The organism is Nocardioides caricicola (genome assembly GCF_039541135.1).
Lineage (GTDB): Bacteria > Actinomycetota > Actinomycetes > Propionibacteriales > Nocardioidaceae > Nocardioides > Nocardioides caricicola.
This window is the reverse complement of record NZ_BAABFQ010000006.1, coordinates 402,575-426,467: the sequence shown is the minus strand read 5'-3', so window position 1 is coordinate 426,467 and position 23,893 is coordinate 402,575. Positions and strand designations below refer to the sequence as shown.

Genomic DNA, 23,893 nt, shown 5'->3' with positions numbered 1-23,893 from the left:
GTCGCCTGAGGTAGGCCCGCACATCGGGAAGGTGCCTTATCTGAGGTACCGACCGCCTTAGGTAGGTCGGCCCAGCGAGGCCACGAACGCCTCGTAGGTCTCGTCGACGGCACCCTCGGAGCTCGCGATCACGACCGCGTCGGGGCGGTCGCCGATGAGGCGGTCCAGACCCGCGTAGTAGGTGCGCAGGGAGTCGTCCCCGCCGTCCGCCGCCACGATCGTCCGCACGAGGTCGTGCCAGGGGTCCTCCTCCGGGCCCCCGCGGCGGTGGAACCGGGCCACGGAGCTCGCCTGGGAGTCCATCAGGAAGCGCTCGACGTACTCCGCCCCGGCCCGGGCGGCGCAGTCCTCGAACCGCGCCCGCTCGACCGGGTTGATGAGCATCTGGGGCAGGACGACGTCCTGGCCGCTCGCGAGGTACGCCTCGATCATCGCGAGCGCCGCCGGCCGGATCCGCGTCCCCGCCAGCTCGAAGTCGGCGTCCCACCCACCGATGAGGGTGCGGAGCACGTCGATGTCGCAGTTCAGGACACCCGGGTGCTCGGCGGCGTAGCGTCGGGCGATCGTGGACTTCCCGATCCCGGGCGGTCCGTTGAGGTGGATCAGCCGGCTCACGGCAGCGTCTTCGCGACGAACCGCGCCGCCGCCCGCTCGAACTCCCGGCCGTGACGCAGCATCGCGTGCTTGCCGCCCGGGACCTCCTGGAAGTCGACCTCGGTCCGACGCGCCAGGTTCCGGGCGACCGCCCGGGCGCGCTCGATCGGGGCGACACGGTCCTCGGTGCCGTGGACGATGAGCACCCGGCGGCCGGACAGGTCGGCGTCGTCGTACGGGTAGACCCACGGGTTCAGCGCCACCACCCCGCGCACGCCGTCGCGGTCGCCGGCGAGCAACGCCGCCCGGCCGCCGAGGGAGTGCCCGACCAGGCAGGTGGGCAGCCGGTCCCCGAGCTGGTCGAGCGCCCAGTCGACGTCGGCGAGCGGGGTGCGCTCGGGGTCCCAGCCGCGGTGCGAGTTGAGCAGCCGGACCACGGTGAGCCGCTTGTCCGCCCGGGCGATCCGCCGGGCGATCGGCACCATCCGCAGCACGGACAGCTGGGTCGGGCTGACGGCCGGGCTGCCCGGCCGGCTCGCGCCCCCGTGCAGCACCAGCACCTGGCCGTGGGGGTCCCGCGGCCGCTGCATCTCGATCAGGCGGGGTTCGCTCACACCGGCCGCCCACCGACCCAGGTGCCGAGCACCAGCGGTACGCCGGGACGGTAGGCGAGGTGCACGTGGCTGGGCGCGTCCAGCAGCGCGAGGTCGGCCCGCTTGCCGGGCGCGAGGACGCCGACGTCGTCGCGGTCCAGCGCGGCGGCGCCGCCGTACGTCGCGGCGAGCAGCGCCTCGGTCGGCGTCATGCCCATCTCGCGCACGGCGAGGGCGATGCAGAGTGGGAGGCTGCTGGTGAAGCAGGACCCGGGGTTGCAGTCGGACGCCAGCGCGACGCGGACGCCGGCGTCGAGGAGGCGGCGTGCGTCCGGATAGGGCTGCTTGGTCGAGAACTCCACGCCCGGCAGCAGGGTGGCGATCGTGCCGCTGTCGCGCAGGGCGTCGACGTCCTCGTCGGCGAGGTAGGTGCAGTGGTCGACGGCGACCAGGCCGAGCTCTGCGGCGAGCCGGACGCCGCCGCCGTAGGTGAGCTGGTTGGCGTGCAGCCGGCCGCGCAGTCCGGCCGCTGCGCCGGCGCCGAGGATCGCGCGGGCCTGGTCGACGTCGAACGCGCCGCGCTCGCAGAACACGTCGATCCAGCGGGCGTGCTCCTTCGCGGCGTCGAGCATGGGACCGGTGACCAGGTCGACGTACTCCCCCGGGTCGCCCTCGGGCACGACGTGAGCACCGAGGAACGTCGTCTCCTCGGTGAACTGCCGGGCGACCGCGAGGCTGCGCGCCTCGTCGTGGACGGTGAGCCCGTAGCCGCTCTTGATCTCGACGGTGGTGGTGCCCTGCCGGCGCATCTCGGCGACGAGCCGGGCGACGTGGCTGGTGAGCTGCTCGTCGGTGGCCGCGCGGGTCGCGGCGACGGTCGTGCGGATCCCGCCGGCGGCGTACGGCGTCCCGGTCATCCGGGCCGCGAACTCCTGGGCGCGGTCGCCGGCGAACACCAGGTGCGAGTGGCTGTCGACGAAGCCGGGGATCACGGCGCGACCACCGGCGTCGACCATCTCGTCGGCGGCCGGCGCCTCGGTGGCGGGGCCGACCCAGGCGACGTGCGCGCCCTCGATGACGAGCGCGGCGTCCTCGATCGTCGTCGGACCCTCGGTGTCGGCGGTGAACAGCTCGCCGATGTGGGTGATCAGGGTCGTCGCCACAGGGCTCCCATCGCTGCGTCGAGCTCGCGCCCGATCGACTCGTCGTCCGCGCTCGTGTAGACCCGTGCGCCGTCCACGACGACGTGCGTGACGTCGGCGCCGGTGGCGGCGAAGACCGCGGTGTTCTCGTCGGCGCCGGCGCCGGCGGTGCGCGGGCTGGCGGTGTCGATGGTGACGAGGTCGGCGGGCTCTCCGACCGCGATGCGGCTCGCGGTCCCGATCTCCAGCAGCTCCACGGCGGACCAGTGCCCACGCACCTGCGTCGCCAACCTCTCGTCCATCTCGAGCCCACGCAGCTCCTCGAACGGGTCGATGACCGCGTGGCTGTCGCTGCCGATCGTGATCCGGCAACCGGCCTCGGCCAGCCGCCGGGCCGGCCCGATGCCGTCGGCGAGGTCGCGCTCGGTGGTCGGGGTGATGCAGACGTTCGTGCGGGTGTCGCCGAGCAGCGCGACGTCCTCGTCGCTCAGGTGCGTGGCGTGCACGACGGTCGTGCCCGGGCCGAGCAGCCCCTCGTCGTGCAGCAGCCGGGTCGGGGTGACGCCGTACGCCGCCAGGCATGCCTCGTTCTCCGCGACCTGCTCGGACAGGTGCACGTGCAGGGGCGCGCGGCCGCGGAACACGTGCAGCTGGTCGCGCGGCACCGCGCGCACCGAGTGGATCGCGGCCGGGCCGTCTCCGACCCGCTCGGCCCACCGCTCGGCCGTGCCGTCGCTGTAGCGCAGCTGGACCCCCTCGGGCGGGGCTCCGAAGCCGCTGCTGACGTAGCAGGTGTCGAGCAGGGTGATCCGGATGCCGGCCTCGGCCGCGGCCGACCGCAGCGCGTCGCCCATCGCCGGCTCGGGCTCGTGGAGGTAGTGGAACTCGGTGACCGAGGTGTAGCCCGACGCCACCATCTCGCGGTACGTCGCCCGCGCGAGGTCGAAGTAGCGGTCGGGCGTGAGCCGCTCGGCCACGGCGTACATCTGCTCGCGCCAGGTCCAGAACGTCCCCCCGCTCTGCCCGTCCTCGGGCTGGGTCCGGCCGCGCAGCGCGCGGTGGAACGCGTGACTGTGGTCGTTGACGAGGCCGGGGATCGTGAGGCCGGGGATCCGGTCGGTTTCCCCGGTGGGCCGGGGAAACCTGACGTTCTGGGCCGAAGCTTCCCCCGAGAAGGTCAGGTTCTGCCCGACCGGTGTGACGGAAGTGAACAGACCGCCCTCGATCTCGACCAGCACGTCGTCGCGGACGGCGCCGTCGACCCAGGCCCGCTCGAGGAGGTACGACGTCACCTGGTGAGCCTCTCGAGGGTGTCGGCGAGCGCCGAGACGCCGACCAGGCAGTCCGCGACCTCGGCGTGCTCGGCCGGCGAGTGCGAGACGCCGGTGGGGTTGCGGACGAACAGCATCGCGGTCGGGATCCCAGCAGCAGACAGGATCCCGGCGTCGTGGCCGGCCTGCGTCGGAATGACCGGCCAGTCCGGCCCTTCGTGGTCTGCGGCGACCCGGGCGGCCAGGTCGGGGTCGAACGCGACCGAGCCCGAGACGGACTCGGCGGTCACCTCGACGGCGGTCCCGTCCCGCTCGGCCCGCTCCGCGGCCTGGCGCGACACGACCTCCACCAGGCCCACGAGCGCGTCGTCGCTGGAGCAGCGCGCGTCGAGCCAGGCGGTGACCTTGGACGGTACGGCGTTGGTGCCGTTGGGCTCGACCTCGATCCGGCCGAACGTCGCGCGCTGGCCGGCGAGGCGCGCCTGCTTGTTCGCCGCGAGCGCGGTCATCGCGTAGGTGAGCATCGGGTCCTGCCGGTCCTCCATCCGGGTGGTCCCCGCGTGGTTGGCCGAGCCGGTGAAGTCGAAGCGGTACCGCCCGTGCGGCCAGATCTTGCTGGCCACCCCGACCGCGGCGCCCCGGTCGACCAGGTCGCGGCCCTGCTCGACGTGCAGCTCTACGAACGTGCCGACGTCCGCCAGCAGCGCCGACGTCCCGCCCTCGACGACGTCGCCCAGCCGGACCCCCTCGCGGTCGCGCAGCTCCCGCGCGGTCTCCCACGACGTCGCGCCGGTGGCGAGCCGCGAGCCGAGGCACGCCAGCCCGAAGCGGGAACCCTCCTCCTCGACGAAGACCGACACCCCGACCGGCCGGGCCGGGACGACGCCGCGTGAGCGCATCAGGTCGATCGCGGCCAGCGCGGAGACCACGCCGAGCGGGCCGTCGTACGCGCCGCCGTCGAGCACGGAGTCCAGGTGCGACCCGGTCAGCACGGCCGGGCCGGCGCCGCCGTCCCACCAGCCGACGACGTTGCCGAACGCGTCGGTCTCGACGCGCAGCCGCCGGGCCTCGCACTGCTCGACGAACCACGCCGCCAGCTCGCGCTCGGGGGTCGTGAACGGTTGGCGGAAGTACCCGCCCGAGGAGACGGCCCGGCCCACCGGCGCCAGGTCGCCCCACATCCGCTCGAAGTCGTCAGGCACGATCAGCTCCATGGAGTTCCAGGACGTCGTCCGTCACCGCAAGATGGTCCGCAACTACTCGACCGAGCCGGTGGACCCGGCGATCGTCGACCTCGCGCTGCGCAACGCGACCCGCGCGCCGAACGCCGGCTTCAGCCAGGGCTGGGCGTTCCTGGTGCTCGACACTCCCGAGGACGTACGTCGCTACTGGGAGGTCACGGCCGAGAACATCGACGAGCCCGACGCGTGGCTCGCCGGGATGATGAAGGCGCCGGTCGTGATCCTGCCGTGCTCCAGCAAGGCGGCGTACCTGCGTCGCTACGCGGAGTCCGACAAGGGCTGGACCGACCAGGACGAGGCGCGCTGGCCCAAGCCGTTCTGGGACATGGACACCGCGATGGCCGCGCTGCTGATCCTGCAGACCGCGACCGACCACGGTCTGGCGTCGTGCTTCATCGGCGTGCCGACGCCGCGGCAGGACGCGGTGAGGGAGGCCTTCGGGATCCACGAGGACTTCGACCCGGTCGGCGTGGTGACGATCGGCCACCCGGTCCCCGACGAGGGCGCCGCAGGGTCGCCGAGCCGGCGCGCCCGGAAGCCGCTCGAGGAGCTGGTGCATCGCGGGCGGTGGGGTCACTAGGCCAGTCCAGCGGGGCCGGGGACCGCGGTCAACGACCGCCGTCCGGTCGGAGTCTCGCATCCGAGACCCTTAGCCTCGGGCCGTGGCAACCCATCGCGTCGTCGGCAAGCTCCAGACCCTGGTCCGCATCCCCACGGTCTCCTACCGGGACTGGGACGACGTGGACGTCGCGGCGTTCGACGCGTTCCTCGTCGAGCTCGCCGCGCAGTTCCCGCTCGTGCACGCCCGGCTCGAGCTCACGCGCATCGACACCCACGGGCTGCTGTTCCACTGGGCCGGTCGCAGCTCCGAGCGCCCGGTGGTGCTGATGGCGCACCTCGACGTCGTCCCGGTCGACGCAGACGCGTCCTGGAAGCACCCGCCGTTCGGCGCCGAGATCCACGACGGGGCGATCTGGGGCCGCGGCACGCTCGACGACAAGGGCGAGCTGGTCGCCATCTGCGAGGCGGTCGAGACGCTGCTCGAGGCGGGCTTCACCCCCGCGCAGGACGTATGGCTGTCGTTCGGCTGCAACGAGGAGGTCTCCGGCGCGGCCGCCCGGCTGGCGGTCGAGGAGCTGACCCGCCGCGGCGTACGCCCCTGGATCGTCATCGACGAGGGCGGCGCGATCGCGACCGAGGCGTTCCCCGGTGTCGACGTCCCGATCGGCGTCGTCGGCGTCACCGAGAAGGGCGTGACGTCGATCGAGCTCCGCGTCGACGGCGCCGGCGGGCACGCCTCGACGCCCGCCCGGAACGCGCCGACCGTCCGGATCGCCCGCGCCCTCGCGCGTCTCGACCGGCACCAGATGCCCGCGAGCGTGCCGGAGCCGACCCTCGAGCTCTTCCGCCGGCTCGCGCCGCACGTGCCGGTGCCGCTGCGTCCGCTGCTGCAGAACGCCGGACGCGTCAAGCCGCTGGTGACCCGGGCCCTGGTCGCGCTCGGCCCCGAGACCGCCGCGACCGCGCGCACGACGTTCGCGATGACCACCCTCTCCGGCTCGCCCGCGCTGAACGTCATCGCGAGCACCGCCAAGGCCGGCGTGAACATCCGGATCACCGTCGGCGACACCGTCGCGGGCGTCCTGGAGCACGTGCGCAGGACGATCGACGACGACCAGGTCCAGGTGAGCGTGATCGAGGGCAACGAGCCGAGCCCGGTCTCCCCGATGGACGACGCGTTCGAGCTGATCGAGGCCACGATCGTCGACGTGTTCCCGGACGCCGTGCCCGCGCCGTACGTCATGATGGCCGCCACCGACGCGCGGCACTTCACCACGATCTGCCCCCGGGTCTACCGGTTCGCCCCGTTCCGGATGACCAAGGAGCAACGCGGGTCGATCCACACGTACGACGAGCACCTCGGGGTGGAAGCGCTGGTCGACGGCGTGCGCTGGTACCAGCGCCTGATCGAGAGGCTCCCGGCATGACCATCACGTCCGATCCGCGGGTGCGCGGCCTCGCCGCCGTCGTCGGGTTCCTGGTCTGCGTCGAGCTCGCCAGCGGAGTGCTGCAGGGCTACTACACCCCGATCTTCAGCGACATCGCCGACCACCTCGGGATCAGCGACGCGGACGTCAACTGGTTCGAGGCCGCGCAGCTGATCGTCTCGGCGCTGGTGATCCCGCCGCTCGCCCGGCTCGGCGACATGGTCGGGCACAAGAAGGTGCTGCTGCTCTCGACCGCCGTCACGGCGCTCGGCTCGTGGGTCATGGCGTTCGCGCCCGGCTTCACGACGTTCCTCGTCGGCGCGGCGCTCCAGGGCGCGTACGTCGTCTGGCTGCCGCTCGAGGTCGCGATCATCTACCGGCGTACGGCCGGCACCGGCCGGCAGAACCTGCTCACCCGGCGCGCCGCCGGCATCCTGGTCGGTGCGCTCGAGCTGGCCGTGATCGTCGGCGCGCTCACGTCGGGCGCCCTGGTCGAGGCGACGTCGATGACGTTCCTGCTCGCGCTCCCGGCGATCGTCGTCACGGTCGTGTTCTTCGTGATCTGGGTCGGCATCGAGGACGCGCCCGGCACGTCGGAGGGCGGCTTCGACCTGGTCGGGCTCGGCCTGCTGACCGCGGCGCTGACGCTGGTCATGGCCGGGCTCGTCGTGATCCGTCTCGACGGCCCGGGCAGCGTGCCGGCCTGGGCGCTGGTCGTGCTCGGCCTGGCGACCCTGCTGCCGTTCACGAGGTACGAGCTGGCGCAGGACGACCCGATCGTCGACATCCGGCTGCTGAGCGCGCCCGGCCAGTGGCCGGTGCAGCTCACGGCGTTCCTGTTCGGCATGTCCGTGCTCGGCGCGCAGATCCCGCTGTCGACGTTCGCGCGCACCGACCCCGACGTGGCGGGCTACGGCCTCGGCGCGGACGCGGGCTTCGTCTCGACGCTGATCGGGGTCTACGTGATCTTCCTGGCGATCGGCGCGTTCACGCTGCCGCTCACCACGCGCGCGTTCGGCCCGCGCGGTGCGCTGGTGCTGTCCGCGCTGCTCGTGGCCCTCGGCTACGGCATGTGGCTGGTGCTCCACGACCACACCTGGCAGGCGCTGCTCAACATGGCCGTCGCCGGCCTCGGCTCGGGCGCCCTGGTCGCCGCGCTGCCGGCCACCGCGGCCGCGGCCGCCCCGCCGGAGCGGACGGGGTTCGCGACCGGCATGACCAACGGGACCAAGACCGTCGGCGGCGCGATCGCCTCCGCGGTCTTCGCGATCGCGCTGTCCTCGACCGGCTCCCTCGACGTTCCAGAGGAGGGCCACGCCGCGCTGTCGGGCTACCTCACCGTGTGGGCCGTCTGCGCGGTCGCGGCGCTGCTGGCGGCCGCGGCGCTGCTGATGCTGCCGCGGCACGTGGCCGAGGAACCTGTTCCAGTCCTGAGGTAGACGTATTCTCGAGACGTGCCCGACACGCCGGAGGAACAGGAGCTGAGCCGCGAGGCCGCAGCCAAGGCGGCGGCCGCGGCCCGGATGGCGCAGCAGTCGACCTGGGTCGACCTCCAGATCGCCCGCGCGATGCGGCGCGGGGAGTTCGACAACCTGCCCGGCGCGGGCAAGCCGATCGAGGACCTCGGCGACACCCACGACCCCGACTGGTGGGTCAAGCGGATGGTCGAGCGCGAGAAGGTCGTGGTCCTGCCGCCCAGCCTGGCGCTGCGCAAGGAGGAGGCCGAGCTCGACGACGTCCTCGACACCTACACCAGCGAGACCGAGGTGCGCGAGCACCTCGAGGACTTCAACGAGCGGGTGATCCAGGCCCGCTACGCCCTCCCCGAGGGACCCCCGCTGACCACGATGCCGCGCGACGTCGAGGCGACCGTCGCGGCCTGGCGGGACCGGTACGCCGCGTTCCGCGCCGTCCCACGGACCGAGCCCGCTGCGAAGGCACCGAAGCGACACTGGTGGAATCGTCGCAACAGACGCTAGCTCGATAGGGAATTCATGAAGAACGTGGGAGTGGTCGGCGGCGGCCTGATGGGGTCCGGTATCGCCGAGGTCAGCGCGCGAGCCGGGCAGGACGTCGTCGTCGTGGAGTCGAGCGACGACGCCGCCAAGGCGGCGCTGGGCCGGCTGGAGAAGTCGCTGCAGCGCGCCGAGAGCAAGGGCAAGATCGACTCGGCGGACGCCGTACTCGCCCGGATCCAGGTCGTCACCGACCTGGACGCCCTCGCCGACCGCGAGGTCGTCGTCGAGGCGATCGTCGAGGACGAGACCGCGAAGGTCGAGCTCTTCAAGCGGCTCGACACGGTCGTGTCCGCGCCCGACGCGATCCTGGCGTCGAACACCTCCTCCATCCCGATCATGAAGCTCGGCGTGGTCACCTCGCGTCCGACGCAGGTCATCGGCATCCACTTCTTCAACCCGGTCCCGGTGCTGCAGCTCGTCGAGCTGGTGCCGTCGCTGCTCACCTCGGCCGACACCACCGCGCGCTCGCGCGCCTGGGTCCAGGACGGTCTCGGCAAGCAGGCCATCGACTGCCAGGACCGCGCCGGCTTCGTCGTGAACTCCCTGCTGATCCCCTTCATCCTCTCCGCGATCCGGATGTACGAGTCGGGCTTCGCCTCGGCCGAGGACATCGACCGCGGCCTCGTGCTCGGCGCCGCGCACCCGCAGGGCCCGCTGGCCCTCGCGGACCTGATCGGCCTCGACACGACCAAGGCCGTCGCCGAGTCGCTGTACGAGGAGTTCAAGGAGCCGCTCTACGCCGCTCCCCCGCTGCTGCAGCGGATGGTGGACGCGGGCCTGCTCGGGCGCAAGACCGGGCGCGGTTTCTACACGTACGGCTGAGCGTCGGTTTCACCGGTGCACCGGTGAAACCGACCGATGTCAGATCCGTCATACCGACGAGTAGCGGTCCGCTGCTACGTTCCGCCGCATGAGCGGATCGCGCAGCGCCAAGGACTTCTTCCGACCCCTCGCCGTGGGGGCGCCGGCTCCTCTGACGGAGATCCCGGCCCGGCCCAGCCGGGCGATCCACTTCTTCGACCCGAGCAACCCGAAGATGGCGGCGAAGATCCCCGACATGGTCGGCAAGGTCGACGTCCTGCTCGGGAACCTCGAGGACGCGATCAAGGCCGACAACAAGACGGCCGCGCGCGAGGGCCTGGTGAAGATCGCCCAGGAGACGGACTTCGGCCCCACGCAGCTGTGGACGCGGATCAACTCGCTCGACAGCCCGTGGGTCCTCGACGACCTGACCACGCTGGTCCCCGCGATCGGTGACAAGCTCGACGTGATCATGGTGCCGAAGGTGCAGGGCGCCGAGGACATCCACTACGTCGACCGGCTGCTCGCCCAGCTCGAGGCGAAGGCCGGGCTGGAGCGCCCGATCCTCATCCACGCGATCCTCGAGACCGCGCGCGGTGTCGCGAACGTCGAGGAGATCTGCGCCGCGAGCCCGCGCATGCAGGGTCTCTCCCTCGGCCCGGCCGACCTGGCCGCCGACCGGCGGATGAAGACCACCCGGGTGGGCGGCGGCCACCCCGGTTACCTCGTGCGCCAGGACCCGCCGAAGAACGAGCTCGGCGTCGCCGACATCAACGCCGCCCGGACGACGTACCAGCAGGACCTGTGGCACTACACGATCGCGCGGATGGTCGACGCGTGCGCGATGCACGGCATCTACCCGTACTACGGCCCCTTCGGCGACATCGCCGACGAGGTCGCGTGCGAGGACCAGTTCCGCAACGCGTTCCTGCTCGGCTGCGTCGGCACCTGGAGCCTGCACCCCAAGCAGATCGCGATCGCCAACCGCGTCTTCAGCCCGAGCGTCGAGGACGTCGCGCACGCCCGCCGGGTTGCCGCGGCGATGGGCGACGGCACCGGCGCGGTGATGCTCGACGGCAAGATGGAGGACGACGCCTCCCTCAAGCAGTGCCTGGTCATGGTCGAGCTCGCCGAGCAGCTGGCCGCGATCGACCCCGAGCTCAAGGCGCAGTACGACGCGATCGAGGTCGACGCATGAGCGAGTTCACCCCGCTGCGCAGCGTCCTCTACATGCCCAGCTCCAACGCCAAGGCGCTGGAGAAGGCCAAGACCCTGCCGATCGACGCCGTGATCTTCGACCTCGAGGACGCCGTCGCCCCCGACGCCAAGCCCGCCGCCCGCGATACGGCGGCCGCCGCCGTCGCCTCCGGGGAGTACGGCCGGCGCACGCTCACGATCCGCGTCAACGGGATCGGCACGGAGTGGCACGACGCCGACCTCGCGGCCGCGGCGGCGGCTGGCCCGGACGCCGTCGTCGTACCGAAGGTCAACAGTGCCGCCGAGGTGCAGCAGCTGGTCGCCGCGCTCGAGAAGGCCGGCGCTCCCGAGCACACGAAGCTCTGGGCCATGATCGAGACACCGGTGGCGATCCTCGACGCGCTCGCGATCGCGCGCGCCTCCGAGCGGTTGAGCTGCTTCGTGATGGGCACCAACGACCTGGTCAAGGAGCTGTACGCCGAGCACGTCCCCGGCCGCGCACCCGTCCTGCCGTCGCTCCACACCGCGCTGCTCGCGGCCCGCGCCGCCGGCATCGCGATCCTGGACGGCGTCTACAACGACGTGAAGAACACCGAGGGCTTCCTGGCCGAGTGCCAGCAGGGCCGCGAGATGGGCTTCGACGGCAAGACGCTGATCCACCCCGGCCAGGTCGAGGGGGCGAACGCCGCGTTCGCGCCGTCGGAGCAGGCGGTCGAGGACGCCCGCGGGCTGATCCAGGCCTTCGAGGACGGCCAGGGCTCGGGTGTCGTCACCTACAACGGCCGGATGGTGGAGAACCTCCACGTCGAGTCCGCCCGCCGCACCCTGTCGATCGACGAGGCGATCCGGGCGCTGCAGGGCTGAGCCGGAAGGTTTGCGGCAGGACTCCCCAGGGGTACCGCAGTGCGGGGACACCTGAGGGAGGAACGCAAGAAATGATCATTCTCGGAGTCATCCTGCTGCTCATCGGCCTGCTCGCCGACATCCCGATCCTGACCACGATCGGCGCGATCCTGGCGATCGTCGGGCTGGTGCTGAACCTCGTGCCGATCGGCGGGACGCGTCGCCGGGTGTTCTAGCCGCGCGCGCTCAGTCGCGCCGCAGCTGCTCGTCCAGCCAGAGCTTCATGCTGCCGAGCACGCCAGCGACGTCGTGGACCAGCTTGCCCACGGCGTCCTGGCTCTGCTTGAACGTCTCGCCGTAGCTGCGGGCCGCCTCGGCCGCGGCGGCGGAGACCGATGCGGCGTCGTCGTCCTCGCGGCGCGGGTAGTCGCCGCCGAGCACCCGCGTGTAGTCGCCGGAGTCGACCCAGCGCCGCAGCTCGGTCGCGCGGACGACGAGGAACGGGTGCGTGCGGTTCTCGATCAGCAGCAGCTTCAGCACAGAGTCACGCAGGTCGGCCTCGTCGTACTCCTGGCCCTGCGCGAAGAACGACGTCGGGTCGAGGTCGTCGATGTGGCCGCCGCTGGCGAGCTTCATGTGCACGCGGAACGCCGTCGCCGGGTCCTGGGTGGCGAGCAGGCCGGCGCGGTCCGCGGAGAGCTCCGACTTGCGTGACCACTCGTACAGCGCGGCCATGATCGCGCGGGCGCCGAGCGCGCCGCCGGGCACGTGCGAGAGCACGCCGGTCAGCATGATCATCCGCTGCAGCATGGTCTGGTAGACCGCGTGCCCGCTCATCGCGTGCCCGAGCTCGTGGGCGATGACGAAACGCAGCTCCTCCTCGTCGAGCAGGTCGACGAGCGCGGAGTTCAGCACGATGAACGGCTTGTTCATGCCGATCGTCAGGGCGCCGGGCATCGGGTTGGTGACGACGTACATCTCGGGCATCTCGGGCGCGTCGAGCGTGCGCCCCACCTCGCCGAGCAGCCGGTTCAGCCGTGCGAACTGCCGCTCGTCGACGCGCACCGCGGAGCCCAGGAACACCAGGCGTACGGCGCGCTCGTTGAACAGCCCCGACAGTGCCTTCAACAGCGTGTCGAAGCCCTTGAGCCTGCGCAGTGCCACCAGGGCACCGCGGTCCGCGGGGTGCTCCCACGCACGGGAGCTGATGCCGGTCAGGGTGGCGCGAGATCGAACCGGTTCAGTCGTCACGCGCTCACTGTGGCACGGGACCCGACGGACTGGTGGGGCAATCCCTGACGTTCTGGGGCGAAGCTTCGGCCCAGAACGTCAGGTTTCCCCGGCCCACCGGGGAAACCTGCAGCTCAGCCCTCCCGAACAGGGATCCGCACGCCACGCTCGTTCGCGACCTCCGCCGCCCGGTCGTAGCCGGCGTCCACGTGCCGGATCACGCCCATGCCCGGGTCGTTGGTCAGCACCCGCTCGATCTTCTCGGCCGCCAGCGGCGTGCCGTCGGCGACGCAGACCTGGCCGGCGTGGATCGACCGACCCATCCCGACGCCGCCGCCGTGGTGGATCGACACCCACGTCGCGCCCGAGGCGGTGTTCACCAGCGCGTTGAGCAGCGCCCAGTCGGCGATGGCGTCTGAGCCGTCGAGCATGCCCTCGGTCTCGCGGTACGGCGACGCGACCGACCCGCAGTCGAGGTGGTCGCGGCCGATCACCACCGGCGCCTTCAGCTCGCCCGACGCCACCATCTCGTTGAACTTCAGCCCCGCCAGGTGACGCTCGCCGTACCCCAGCCAGCAGATCCGCGCGGGCAGGCCCTGGAAGTGCACGCGCTCCCCGGCCATGGTGATCCACTTCCGCAGCCGCTCGTTCTCCGGGAACAGCTCGAGGATCGCCTTGTCGGTCGCGGCGATGTCGGCCGGGTCGCCGGACAGCGCGGCCCAGCGGAACGGGCCCTTGCCCTCGCAGAACAGCGGCCGGATGTACGCCGGCACGAAGCCCGGGAACTCGAACGCCCGGTCGTAGCCGCCCTTGCGGGCCTCGTCGCGGATCGAGTTGCCGTAGTCGAAGACCTCGGCGCCCTTGTCCTGGAGCTCGACCATCGCCCGGACGTGCGCGGCCATCGATGCCTGCGCCTCCTTGGTGAAGCCCGCCGGGTCCGCCTCACGGCGGGCCTGCCACTCCTCGAACGGCACCCCGACCGGCAGGTAGTACAGCGGGTCGTGGGCCGAGGTCTGGTCGGTCACGATGTCGATCGGGGCGTCCGTCTCCAGCAGCTCGGGCAGCATCGCGGCGGCGTTGCCGAGCACGCCGATCGACAGCGGCCGGCGCTCGTCGCGCGCCTGCACGGCCATCTCGACGGCCTCCGCCAGCGAGGACGCCTGCACGTCCAGGTAGCGATGGTCGATCCGGCGCTGGATGCGGGACTGATCGCACTCGATGCAGATCACGACGCCGTCGTTCATGGTGACGGCGAGCGGCTGGGCACCACCCATGCCGCCGAGCCCGGCGGTGACCGTGATCGTCCCGGCCAGCGTGCCCCCGAACCGCTTGTCGGCCACGGCCGCGAACGTCTCGAACGTGCCCTGCAGGATGCCCTGGGTGCCGATGTAGATCCACGACCCCGCGGTCATCTGGCCGTACATGGTCAGGCCGAGGTCCTCGAGCCGGCGGAACTCCTCCCAGTTGGCCCAGTCGCCGACCAGGTTGGAGTTCGCGATCAGCACCCGCGGCGCCCACGCGTGCGTCCTCATCACGCCCACCGGCTTGCCGGACTGCACGAGCATCGTCTCGTCGTCCTCGAGCGTGGTGAGCGTGCGCACCAGGGCGTCGTACGACTCCCAGCTGCGCGCGGCCTTGCCGGTGCCGCCGTACACGACGAGGTCCTCGGGACGCTCGGCGTTCTCGGGGTCGAGGTTGTTCATCAGCATCCGCAGCGGCGCCTCGGTCTGCCACGACTTCGCGGTCAGCTCGGTGCCGTGGGCGGCGTGGATCGGCAGCCGTGGATTCTGGGGCTGAGGGTTCATGCCACCAGTGAACGGCGGACGGCCCGGTCGCCGCCAGAGCGGGGCCGGGCCGTCCGTCTCGGATGCGAGACGAGGTCGGACTGCGTCAGACGCGGAAGCGGCCGACCGCCTCCTCGAGCTGGGCGCCCATCTCGGCGAGCTCGCCCGCCGAGCGCTGGGCGTCGGTGACGCCCGCCAGGGTCTGGGCGGCCGAGTCGGCGATGCCGGACACGTTGCCCGCGATGCCCTGCGAGCCGTTGGCAGCCTCGAGCACGTTGCGGTTCATCTCGTTGGTGGTGGCGGTCTGCTCCTCCACCGCCGAGGCGATCGTCATCTGGAAGTCGTTGATCTCGGCGATCACCGCGCTGATCTGGCCGATCGCCTCGACCGCACCGTCGGTGTCGGCCTGGATCATCTCGACCCGGCGGGCGATGTCCTCGGTGGCCCGCGCGGTCTCCTGCGCGAGCTCCTTGACCTCACCGGCCACGACCGCGAAGCCCTTGCCGGCCTCACCGGCACGCGCGGCCTCGATGGTCGCGTTCAGCGCCAGCAGGTTGGTCTGCTCGGCGATCGAGGTGATCACCTTGACCACCGAGGCGATCTCCTGCGAGGAGGCGCCGAGCTTGCCGACCGTCTCGGTCGTCGACGCCGCGACGCCGACGGCGTTGCCGGCCACCTGGGCGGCGGCGTTGGCGCTCTGGGCGATCTCGCGGATCGCGGACTGCATCTGCTCGGAGCCGGCGGCGACGGTGCCGACGTTCGACGAGACGTCGGCGGCCGAGGCGGAGACGAGCTCGGCCTGCTGGGCGACGCCCTCGACGTTCACCGCGATCGCGCCGGCGGTGCCGCTCAGGTCGGAGGAAGAGCCGGCGAGGCGCTGCGCGGAGTCGCGGACCATCACCATCACGCTGCCGAAGGACTCCAGGGTCGCGTTGAGCGACTGGTTCATCGCGCTGATCTCGCGGGCGCCGGTCTCGTCGACGCGGACCGTGAGGTCGCCGTCGGCGACCTTCGCGAGGACGTCGCGGGTCGCGGCGATCGGCCGGGACACGCTGCGGGCGCAGGCGAAGCCGAGGCCGATGCTGGCGGCCAGGCCGATGACGATGATCGCGATCGTGAGGACGCGAGCGGACTCGAACGCGTCCCGGGCGGACTGCGCCTGGCCCTCGGCCGCCGCCTGCGAACCCGCGTTCGCGGCGTCGATGGCCTTCTGGGCGTCGACGGCGAGGGCGCTCATCTCCTGGAGCACGCCGGCGAACTCGGCTTCGGTGAGCTCACCGGTCTTCAGCTGCTCCACGGCGTCGATGGTGCTCTGGATGGCCTTGGCGAAGGCGTCGACGTTGGTCGCCACCTCGGTGGGGAGGTCCATGCCCTTGACCTGCTCGATGCTGGCGTTGAGCTTCTCGAGGGTGGCGGCCTGCGCCTCGGACTCGGCGGCGAGCGTCTCGGGCGGAAGGCCCTCGATCGCCAGGCGGGCGTCGTGGGTCTCGTACTCCCACCACAGCACCTGCAGGTTGCGCGTGCCGTCGAGCTGGACGGTGCCCTGGTCGTAGACGGCCTCGGCGCGGTCGCTGATGGCGTTCATCCGCGTCAGCGCGAAGCCGGCGACGACGACGCCGAACAGCGAGACGAGCAGGAACGCCGAGAGCAGCCGGGAACGCAGGGAGAACGAAGAGAGTGCCGGTCGGGACACAGGAATTACCTCCACACCGGACCGACCCTCGGTCCGCGCGAACAGTCAGTTCGGCGGGGAAGGGCTGAACCTGAGAGGGATGCTCAGCCCAAGGGGCCGATCACCCCTTCGGACGAGGCCAGCACCGCTCCCGACGCGACCAGCGCGACCGCAGCCTCGATCTCGGGCGACAGGTGCCGGTCCGGCCCGGGGCCCTGGATGCCGGACGAGCGCAGCAGCGCGACGACCGCGCCCGTGGCCGGGGACGGCTCGAGCGGGGCGCGCAGGTCCAGGGCCCGCGCGGCGGTGAGCACCTCGATCGCGACGACCCGGGTGAGCCCGTCGACGGCCCGGCGCAGCTTGCGCGCAGCCGACCACCCCATCGACACATGGTCCTCCTGCATCGCGCTCGACGGGATCGAGTCGACCGACGCCGGGACCGCCAGGCGCTTGAGCTCGGAGACGATCGCCGCCTGGGTGTACTGCGCGATCATGTGCCCGCTGTCGACGCCCGGGTCGTCCGCGAGGAACGGCGGCAGCCCGTGGCTGCGGGCCTTGTCGAGGAAGCGGTCGGTACGGCGCTCCGAGATGGACGCCACGTCCGCCGCGACGATCGCGAGGAAGTCGAGCACGTAGGCCACCGGGGCGCCGTGGAAGTTCCCGTTCGACTCGACCCGACCCTCGTCGGGCAGGACGACGGGGTTGTCGACGGCCGAGGCGAGCTCACGCCCGGCCACCGCGGCGGCGTACTCCACGGTGTCGCGGGCCGCGCCGTGCACCTGCGGCGAGCAGCGCAGCGAGTACGCGTCCTGCACGCGGTTGCAGTCGGGGCCCCGGTGCGACGCGACGACTGCGGAGTCGGCGAGCAGCGCGGTGAGGTTGGCGGCCGAGAGCGCCTGGCCGGGGTGCGGCCGGATCGCCTGGAGCTCGGGGGCGAAGACCCGGTCGGTCCCGAGCTGGCCCTCGACCGACATCGCGGCGGCGACGTCGGCGGTGCGCAGCAGCATCCGCAGGTCGGTGATCGCCAGCACGAGCATGCCGAGCATGCCGTCGGTGCCGTTGATCAGCGCGAGACCCTCCTTGGCGCCGAGCTCGACCGGCGCGAGCCCGGCGGCGGCGAGCGCCTCGGCGGCGGGCATCACGGTGCCGGCGGCATCGCGCACCTCGCCCTCCCCCATCAGGGCGAGCGCGCAGTGCGACAGCGGTGCCAGGTCGCCGGAGCAGCCGAGCGAGCCGTACTCCCGCACCACCGGCGTGATCCCGTGGGCGAGCAGCCCGGCGAGGAGCTGGGCGGTCTCGACGCGGATCCCCGTGTGCCCGGTCGCGAGCGTCGACAGGCGCAGCAGCATCAGCGCGCGCACCACCTCCCGCTCGACCTCCGGGCCGGAGCCGGCGGCGTGGGAGCGGACCAGGGAACGCTGCAGCTGGGCGCGCATCTCGGTCGGGATGTGCCGGGTGGCCAGCGCCCCGAACCCCGTCGAGATGCCGTACGACGGAGTCGCGGCCGCGGCCAGGTCCTCGACGACCGCCCGGGCCCGGGCGATCGCGGCCAGCGCGTCGTCGCCGAGGACCACCGGGGCACCGCCGCGGGCGACCGCCACGAGCTCGTCGAACGACACGGGGCCGGTGCCCACCACCACTACGTCAGTCATGCTCGCCATCCTCTCGGGAGCCCGCGACAGCGGCCAGTGCCGAGGCCCACGCACCGTCTGACATCCGAGACACACGCCACACCACGTAACCCGCGCTCGTTCGGCGTCGTTTACCCCCTGTTCGATCCGGGAACGACCGCCACACAGCGTGGGAAGCAACACCAGGGAGCACATACGTCATGAGAAGCGCACTCACTCGAGCGCTGGCCGCCGCCAGCGCCTCCGCAGTCACCATCGGACTCCTGGGCTTCGCGCCCGGGACGGCGCAGGCGCAGGAGGGCGCCGACCGTGCCGGCGCGAGCCGCACGGACCGCGTCGCACACAAGGCCTCGGGGTTCGGCACCCGCGTCATCGGCGGCCAGGTCCCCGCCGGCTCGAACGCGACCGCCTACATGGTCATCGGCTGCGGCGTCCGCCCCGGCATCGAGAAGGAGAACCACGAGGCCGAGGTCGAGCTGCCGGGCCTCGGCACGGTCTCCGGGATCAAGACCCGCGTGTGGACCGAGGCGACCGCCCGCGCCACGCACACGTACTCGCGCAACACCACCGCGAACGTCGTCCTGGCCCAGAGCGGCCTCGGCACCCTCGAGCTCACCGCCGTGAGCTCGCTGTCGCACGCCTGGAAGGACGCTCAGGGCTTCCACGCGGAGACCACCACGAACGTCGGCGGCCTGCGCTTCGTCCCGCCGGTCGGTGAGCCGCAGGAGTTCGAGATCCCGACGCCGGGCCAGCCGATCGAGATCCCCGGCCTCGCCGTGATCTCGCTGGGCTTCTCGCGGGAGGTCACCAACGACCACGCCGGCATCGCCGTCGCGGACGCCCTGCGCATCAAGGTCATCCCGACCGACACCACCGTGCTGGTCGCGCACTCCAACGCGCGGGTCTACGACGGCGTCAAGAACGGCATCTTCCGCGGCTCGTCCGCCGCGACCCGCGCCAGCGCCGCTGACGGCAGCATCACCAGCGGCCCGAACCCGCACTCGCTGATGCCCTGCCAGGGCACCGACGGCAAGCTGCAGACCAAGGAGCTCGCCGGGGTGGACCTCGGCGGCCAGGTGGTCGTCCAGGGCCTGAACAGCTCGCAACGGGGCACCCAGCTCGCCAACAAGAGCATCGCCATGGAGCGCGGCGAGGTCGCCACGGTGAACCTCGGCGACGGCGCGCTCGTGATCAACGCGGTCGCCGGCCAGGCCAACGTCACCCGCACCGCCGACGGCAAGGTCACCGCGAACGCGAAGGGCACCACGATCGGCTCCATCACCGCCGACGGCGAGCCGCAGGAGTTCCCCGACACCGGCCCGCTCGAGATCCCCGGCCTCGCGAAGATCGAGCCGCGGGTCATCGAGCGGACGCGGTTCGGCATCTCCGTGGTCGCCCTGCGGATCACCCTCCTCGACGGCACGGGCGCGGTCATCGACCTCGGCATCGCCCGCGCCGGCATCCGTCGCTGACGGGTATCTCACACCGCCACACCACGAGACGCGGCGCCGTTCGCCGTACGTCGGGCCTTGACTGGGAGCTGTGACCCAGACCCTGGCCCCGGCGTACGACGTCGGCGCCGCGCGGCGTTGGGCGATGCTGGCCGCCAGCACCCTCGCCCAGGCCGCCGCGGCCGTGATGATCCACGGGCCCGCGTTCCTCATCCCCGCCCTGCACGCACAGGGCATGAGCCTGGCCGAAGCGGGGGTGGTCGCCGCCGCCTCGACCGTGGGCGTGATGGCGACGCTCGTCGCGTGGGGATGGGTCACCGACCGTCGCGGTGAGCGGTTCGTCCTGCTCACGGGCCTCGCCGCGACCGCGGCCGCGGGCGTCGCGGGCGCCCTGTCGGGCGGTACGCCGCTGCTGGTGATCACGCTCTTCCTCGCCGGCGCCGCCGCGGCCAGCACCAACGCCGCGAGCGGCCGGGTGGTCGTCGGCTGGTTCCCGCCGGAGCGACGCGGGCTGGCGATGGGGATCCGGCAGATGTCGCAGCCGATCGGGGTCGGGGTCGCCGCCGTCTCGGTCGCGGTCGTGGCCGACGCCGCCGGCGCGCACGCCGCGCTGTGGGTGCCGGTTGTCGCCTGCGTGCTCGCCCTCCTCCTGGTCGCGGCCGTGGTCGTCGACCCGCCGCGCCCCGACGCGCGTACCCCCGAGGCCGCGGTCAACCCGTACCGCCAGGACTCCTACCTCGCCCGCATCCACGGGGTGTCGGTGCTCCTGGTGGCGCCCCAGTTCCTCGTCTGGTCGTTCGCGCTGGTGTGGCTGGTCCAGGAGCGCGGGTGGGCGCCGGCCGCCGCCGGCACCCTGATCGCCGCCGCCCAGGTCGCCGGCGCGCTGGGCCGGCTCGCGGTCGGTCATCTCTCGGACGTCGTGGGCTCGAGGCTGCGCCCACTGCGCTGGGTCGCGCTCGCCGCGGCCGCCACGCTCGCGCTCCTCGCGCTGACCGCGGCCCTTGACCTCGCCGTGGCCGGGCTGCTGGTCGTGATCGCGACGATGGTGACGGTGGCCGACAACGGCCTGGCGTTCACCGCGATCGCCGAGCGGGCCGGTCCGTTCTGGTCCGGCCGGGCGCTCGGCGCGCAGAACACCGCCCAGTTCCTCTCCGGCTCCGCGGTCGTGCCGCTCGGCGGGCTCGCGGTGGCCCACGTCGGGTACGCCGCGACGTTCGCGCTGGCCGCGCTGCTCCCCGTGGTCGCCGCACCGCTGGTGCCGGTCCGCGACGAGCGTGAGCTGTGCTGACGCTGGGTACGGCGTTCCTGGGGACGACTCACCCAGGGGAGGAACCCATGAAGACCGTGATCATCATCGTCGTCGTGCTCGTGGTGATCGCCGCGGTCGCCGCGGTCGCGATCGCCGCATCGCGCAAGCGGACCGGTCAGCGCCGGCACCGCGCCGACCAGCTCCGCGCCAAGGCCTCGGCCCAGGCCGGCGCCGTCGAGGCGGCGCAGCGCGATGCCGCCGCCGAGCAGGCGCGCGCCGACGAGGCGCGGGCGCGTGCCGAGGAGGCCGAGCAGCGTGCGGCCGAGGCCGAGCGGGGCCTGCAGCACGAGGAGGCCCGACGGGAGGACACCCTGCGCACCGCCGACCGGATCGACCCGGGCACGGGCCACTAACCTTCCCGCATGAGCCAGGTGCCCGCAGCCACACGCGCGCTGCGGGTGCTCCGGTTCCTCGCAGGCCAGCCCGACCCGGTCCCGCTGGACCGGATCATGCGCGCGTGCGAGCTGCCGCGCAGCACGACGTACCACCTCCTGAACGCGATGATCGAGGAGGGCTTCGTCGTCCACCTCGCCGACGAGCACCGCTACGGCCTCGGGCTCGCGGCGTTCGAGATCGGCAGCGGCTACGCGCGCCAGGAGCCGCTCCAGCGGCTCGCGCGGCGCCCGCTCGCCCTGCTCGTGGACCGGGTCGGTCACTCCGCGCACCTCGCGGTGCTGCACGGCCGTGAGGTGCTCTACGTGCTCGAGGACCGCGCGTCCGGCCGGCCGCCGCTGGTGACCGACGTGGGCGTGCGGCTGCCGGCCCACCTGACCGCCAGCGGGCGCGCGATCCTCGCGCTGCTGCCGAGCAGCCAGGTGCGCGCGCTCTACTCCACCCCCGCGGACTTCGTGGACCGCACCGGTCGCGGGCCGCGCACCCTGAGCGGGCTGCGGACCGTGCTGTCCGACGCCCGCCAGCGCGGCTACGCGACCGAGAACGGCGAGGTCACCACCGGCCTGGCGAGCGTTGCCGTCGCCGTGCTCGACCACAACCAGCACCCGGTCGCCGCCGTCGCGGTGACCTACCCCGAGGACGCCGCCGACGGCGCCCTCGCCGAGGCCGTCGCCGCCACGGCCGCCCAGCTCACCGGCCGGATCAGCGGTACCCGGTGAGCGCTCGCGTCGGGCTGGCCCAGATCTGCCTGGCCGGTGTCCTCTGGGGCACCGGCGGGCTCGCCGTGCACGTGATCCGCGATGCCGAGGAGCTCTCGGTCGTCACGATCAGCGCCTGGCGGATGCTCATCGGCGCACTGTTCCTGCTGGTCGCCGTCGCGGCCGTCCGCCAGCTCGGCGACCTGCGCTCGCTGGCCCGCCGCCACCCGTGGCGGGTCGTGCTCGTCGGCGTCGCGACGGCGACGTACCAGGCGCTGTACTTCGCGGCCGTCGTCGCGGTCGGCGTCACCGTCTCGACCGTGGTGAGCCTGGGGCTCGCGCCGGTGATCGTGACGATCGTCGAGAGCCTGCGGCGCCGCCGCGCGCCGGGCTCGGTCGACCTGCTGGTGCTCGCGGCCGCGCTCGTCGGCCTGGTGCTGGTGAGCGTGTCGGCCGGGTCGGCCGGCGGGCCCCACCCGATGCTCGGCGTGCTCGCGTCGATCGGGTCCGGCACGGCGTACGCCCTCACGACGGTGGTCGGTCACACCTTGGCGCAGGAGACGCCGCCGCTGAGCCTGGCGACCGCGAGCACGACGGTCGGCGCGCTCGCCCTGGCGCCGCTCACGCTCGTCACCGGCGTCCGGATCGACGCGCTGGGCGACCCGACGATCAGCCTCACCCTGGTCTACCTGGGCGTGCTCACGATGGGGCTCGCCTACCTGCTCTTCTACGCCGGGCTGCGGACGGCGCCCGGCAGCTCGGCGGCGATCGCGACCCTGCTCGAGCCGCTGACCGCCGCCGTCCTCGCGGCCTGGCTGCTCGACGAGCGGCTCGGGGCGGCCGGCGTGCTCGGCGGGGTGCTGATCCTGGCCGCGGTGGCCGGCCTCGGGAGGAAGCCGGCCACCGCGTTGGACGTCAGCCCAGCGCCTTGACGATCGCCGTCAGCTGCTTGGAGGGCGACGTGATGCTCCAGTCACCGTCCATCGCGACGATCGAGATCCGGTTCGCCCGGAGCGCCTCGGTGTCGGCGTTCTTGTTCGTCGACTTGCGGTCGGTCGGGAACCCGAGCATGTAGGTGCCGCCCGTCTCCACCGTGGCCGCACCGGTCCAGGCGATCTCGACCATGTCGCCGTTGCCCAAGACGTTGAGCGCGGGCTTGCCGGCCTTCTCGCCGTCCGCGATGAACGGGAAGTTCACGTTGAGCAGCGTCGACGGCTTGAGCAGCTTCGCGGCGCGCAGCTTGCCGATCAGCTTGACGGTGAACGCCGCGCCCGGCGCGTACGTCGGGCAGTTGACGCCCTGGACCGCGCAGGGGATGAGGTCGAACTCCTCGCTCAGCGCGATCGCCGGGAAGCCCAGCTCGTGCGCGGTCACCGCGGCGTTCGTCGTGCCGCTGTGCGAGACGACGGTGCCGACGTTCTGGCCCCAGTTGATGCCGGCGAGCACCAGGTCCGGGCCCTCGGGCCAGACCGTGGCGGGCAGGAAGTTCTGGGTGCCGATGCGGACCGTGTCGGCCGGCGACGCGCTCTTGGAGTCCGCGTCGCAGGGGGTGTTGCTGTTGCAGACGCCGTACACGTGGCCGCCGGACTCCGCGTCCGCGCAGTCACCGGCGTACGCCTCGGGCGGGGTGACCGGCGAGACCGTCAGGCCGGTCGCGCGGTCGGTGGTGATCCGGCCGCCCTGGCCGCTCTGCTGGCCCCACGGGCCGACGACGATCACGTCGGCCCCGGCGGCGCACAGCGCCTTGCGCAGCTCGTAGAGGCCGGCGCCGTCGGAGCCGTCGGCCTTCGCCCCCTGCACGGAGTCGTCGTTGGTCAGCATGATCTTGAGGCCCGCGACGTTCGCGGGCGGCTTGGCCGAGCTGGCGCCGGCGGTGCTGACGAGCAGTCCGGCGACGAGGGTGGCGATGGCGGCGATGGCCAGCGCGACGAGGCGAGAGCGGGGCACGACGAGACCTCCGGGGGTCGGGTGATGGTGCCTCGCAGTCTGGAACAGAATTTTGGAACGTGTTCCAGTTTCGGTGACTTCCGTCACCGC

The 23,893-nt window shown here is 72.6% G+C and carries 23 protein-coding genes; 13 read left to right on the top strand and 10 right to left on the bottom strand.

Features of this window, described 5'->3' with window-relative positions; translation table 11 throughout:
- Positions 1-57 precede the first annotated feature (57 nt).
- Genes ABD875_RS13380 through ABD875_RS13360 form a run of 5 tightly spaced genes read right to left on the bottom strand, consistent with a single transcriptional unit; the run spans position 58 to position 4,802 of the window.
- Positions 58-615 (bottom strand): AAA family ATPase, encoded by a 558-nt coding sequence (locus ABD875_RS13380; RefSeq protein WP_345177592.1) that lies wholly within the window; start codon positions 613-615, stop codon positions 58-60.
- A complete protein-coding gene (locus tag ABD875_RS13375; RefSeq protein WP_345177589.1) occupies positions 612-1,208 on the bottom strand; it encodes an alpha/beta hydrolase in 597 nt (198 codons plus the stop codon). Before ABD875_RS13375 ends, ABD875_RS13380 begins: the two co-directional genes overlap by 4 nt.
- A complete protein-coding gene (gene hutI, locus ABD875_RS13370; RefSeq protein ID WP_345177586.1) occupies positions 1,205-2,350 on the bottom strand; it encodes an imidazolonepropionase in 1,146 nt (381 codons plus the stop codon). The genes ABD875_RS13375 and hutI overlap by 4 nt, the downstream gene beginning before the upstream one ends.
- Complete coding sequence (locus ABD875_RS13365; RefSeq protein WP_345177584.1) at positions 2,335-3,621, bottom strand: formimidoylglutamate deiminase; 1,287 nt, start codon at positions 3,619-3,621, stop codon at positions 2,335-2,337. Before ABD875_RS13365 ends, hutI begins: the two co-directional genes overlap by 16 nt.
- Positions 3,618-4,802 carry an allantoate amidohydrolase gene (locus ABD875_RS13360; protein ID WP_345177582.1) on the bottom strand — a complete coding sequence of 395 codons (1,185 nt, stop codon included), beginning with the start codon at positions 4,800-4,802 and terminating at the stop codon, positions 3,618-3,620. Before ABD875_RS13360 ends, ABD875_RS13365 begins: the two co-directional genes overlap by 4 nt.
- A 10-nt stretch (positions 4,803-4,812) precedes the next feature.
- Between ABD875_RS13360 and ABD875_RS13355 the strand changes: the two genes are divergently transcribed.
- From ABD875_RS13355 to ABD875_RS13320, 8 genes are all read left to right on the top strand, one after another.
- A complete protein-coding gene (locus tag ABD875_RS13355) occupies positions 4,813-5,421 on the top strand; it encodes a nitroreductase family protein (protein ID WP_345177579.1) in 609 nt (202 codons plus the stop codon).
- Between the two features lie 82 nt (positions 5,422-5,503).
- Positions 5,504-6,829, top strand: coding sequence for a M20/M25/M40 family metallo-hydrolase (locus ABD875_RS13350; RefSeq protein ID WP_345177576.1), 1,326 nt, complete (start codon positions 5,504-5,506; stop codon positions 6,827-6,829).
- On the top strand, positions 6,826-8,268 hold the full coding sequence (locus ABD875_RS13345; protein WP_345177572.1) for an MFS transporter: 1,443 nt from the start codon (positions 6,826-6,828) through the stop codon (positions 8,266-8,268). Before ABD875_RS13350 ends, ABD875_RS13345 begins: the two co-directional genes overlap by 4 nt.
- Positions 8,269-8,283: 15 nt before the next feature.
- A complete protein-coding gene (locus ABD875_RS13340; protein WP_345177569.1) occupies positions 8,284-8,808 on the top strand; it encodes a DnaJ family domain-containing protein in 525 nt (174 codons plus the stop codon).
- 15 nt (positions 8,809-8,823) lie between these two features.
- Complete coding sequence (locus ABD875_RS13335) at positions 8,824-9,669, top strand: 3-hydroxybutyryl-CoA dehydrogenase (protein ID WP_345177567.1); 846 nt, start codon at positions 8,824-8,826, stop codon at positions 9,667-9,669.
- 88 nt (positions 9,670-9,757) lie between these two features.
- Positions 9,758-10,846, top strand: a complete 1,089-nt coding sequence (locus ABD875_RS13330) for an HpcH/HpaI aldolase/citrate lyase family protein (RefSeq protein ID WP_345177564.1) — start codon at positions 9,758-9,760, stop codon at positions 10,844-10,846.
- Positions 10,843-11,709, top strand: a complete 867-nt coding sequence (locus ABD875_RS13325; protein WP_345177563.1) for an HpcH/HpaI aldolase/citrate lyase family protein — start codon at positions 10,843-10,845, stop codon at positions 11,707-11,709. Before ABD875_RS13330 ends, ABD875_RS13325 begins: the two co-directional genes overlap by 4 nt.
- 71 nt (positions 11,710-11,780) lie before the next feature.
- On the top strand, positions 11,781-11,924 hold the full coding sequence (locus tag ABD875_RS13320) for a hypothetical protein (protein WP_345177560.1): 144 nt from the start codon (positions 11,781-11,783) through the stop codon (positions 11,922-11,924).
- A gap of 10 nt (positions 11,925-11,934) precedes the next feature.
- Here the strand turns inward: ABD875_RS13320 and ABD875_RS13315 are convergent, their stop codons facing one another.
- The 4 genes from ABD875_RS13315 to hutH form a co-directional block, all read right to left on the bottom strand.
- A complete protein-coding gene (locus ABD875_RS13315) occupies positions 11,935-12,939 on the bottom strand; it encodes a M48 family metallopeptidase (protein WP_345177555.1) in 1,005 nt (334 codons plus the stop codon).
- A 113-nt stretch (positions 12,940-13,052) separates the two neighbouring features.
- Positions 13,053-14,723 carry a urocanate hydratase gene (gene hutU, locus ABD875_RS13310; RefSeq protein WP_345177552.1) on the bottom strand — a complete coding sequence of 557 codons (1,671 nt, stop codon included), beginning with the start codon at positions 14,721-14,723 and terminating at the stop codon, positions 13,053-13,055.
- Between the two features lie 85 nt (positions 14,724-14,808).
- Complete coding sequence (locus tag ABD875_RS13305) at positions 14,809-16,395, bottom strand: methyl-accepting chemotaxis protein (RefSeq protein ID WP_345177548.1); 1,587 nt, start codon at positions 16,393-16,395, stop codon at positions 14,809-14,811.
- An 83-nt stretch (positions 16,396-16,478) separates the two neighbouring features.
- Positions 16,479-18,026, bottom strand: coding sequence for a histidine ammonia-lyase (gene hutH, locus ABD875_RS13300; protein ID WP_345177545.1), 1,548 nt, complete (start codon positions 18,024-18,026; stop codon positions 16,479-16,481).
- A gap of 179 nt (positions 18,027-18,205) precedes the next feature.
- Between hutH and ABD875_RS13295 the strand changes: the two genes are divergently transcribed.
- The 5 genes from ABD875_RS13295 (at position 18,206) to ABD875_RS13275 (ending at position 22,788) form a co-directional block, all read left to right on the top strand.
- Positions 18,206-19,477, top strand: coding sequence for a choice-of-anchor P family protein (locus tag ABD875_RS13295; protein ID WP_345177542.1), 1,272 nt, complete (start codon positions 18,206-18,208; stop codon positions 19,475-19,477).
- Positions 19,478-19,547: 70 nt separating this feature from the next.
- Positions 19,548-20,744: an MFS transporter gene (locus ABD875_RS13290; RefSeq protein ID WP_345177539.1), complete on the top strand. Its 1,197-nt coding sequence runs from the start codon at positions 19,548-19,550 to the stop codon at positions 20,742-20,744.
- Between the two features lie 47 nt (positions 20,745-20,791).
- Entirely contained in the window at positions 20,792-21,118 is a 327-nt protein-coding gene (locus tag ABD875_RS13285; RefSeq protein ID WP_345177535.1) for a hypothetical protein, read from the top strand.
- Between the two features lie 9 nt (positions 21,119-21,127).
- Entirely contained in the window at positions 21,128-21,877 is a 750-nt protein-coding gene (locus ABD875_RS13280; protein WP_345177532.1) for an IclR family transcriptional regulator, read from the top strand.
- Positions 21,874-22,788: a DMT family transporter gene (locus ABD875_RS13275; protein ID WP_345177529.1), complete on the top strand. Its 915-nt coding sequence runs from the start codon at positions 21,874-21,876 to the stop codon at positions 22,786-22,788. The genes ABD875_RS13280 and ABD875_RS13275 overlap by 4 nt, the downstream gene beginning before the upstream one ends.
- Here the strand turns inward: ABD875_RS13275 and surE are convergent.
- Entirely contained in the window at positions 22,772-23,803 is a 1,032-nt protein-coding gene (gene surE / locus ABD875_RS13270; protein WP_345177527.1) for a 5'/3'-nucleotidase SurE, read from the bottom strand. The genes ABD875_RS13275 and surE overlap by 17 nt on opposite strands.
- Between the last annotated feature and the right edge of the window lie 90 nt (positions 23,804-23,893).